Source organism: Parendozoicomonas haliclonae, from assembly GCF_900174585.1.
In the GTDB taxonomy this organism is placed as follows: domain Bacteria; phylum Pseudomonadota; class Gammaproteobacteria; order Pseudomonadales; family Endozoicomonadaceae; genus Sansalvadorimonas; species Sansalvadorimonas haliclonae.
The window spans coordinates 1-435 of the sequence record NZ_FWPT01000062.1 but is presented as its reverse complement, the minus strand read 5'-3'; the positions used below and the strand labels follow the sequence as shown (position 1 = coordinate 435).

Sequence of the window (435 nt, the reverse complement as noted above, 5' to 3'; positions counted from 1 at the left end):
TATCTATATATCATGTTCTTGTAGTATCGTTTAGTATGTTAATGTATGAGTTCTGTGTGGTGTCTGATTCGTGGGGATCAGATTGAGCTACATTAGTCTGTTCTGCGTGAGAGTTAGATATGTGTAAGAGATAGGCGTAGAAAGGCGGACAGCGCAGCTGTTAACCAGATGCTCGGGGTGGTGTTTGCCAACCAGGAGCAGTTTGGCAAGGCTCTGGAATATTTCCGGGCCGCGCTGAAGGACGATGCATTGCATCGTCCTTCAGCGCGGCCCGGAAATATTCCAGAGCCTTGCCCAACTTCTGTTTATTATGAAGAACTCCGAGCCCACGACACAGCCAGGACACTCTTATGGTGTCTTCAGCTTGAAAATAATATAGATGTACCTTATGCTCATGTACTTTATGTTCATTGGTTGCAGTATTATACAAATCCA

General features: G+C 45.1%; 1 protein-coding gene. It reads left to right on the top strand.

The features are described from left to right. Positions 1-168: 168 nt before the first annotated feature. Positions 169-435, top strand: a 267-nt coding sequence (locus EHSB41UT_RS24775; protein ID WP_207626761.1) for a hypothetical protein, incomplete at its 3' end; no start/stop codon positions are given.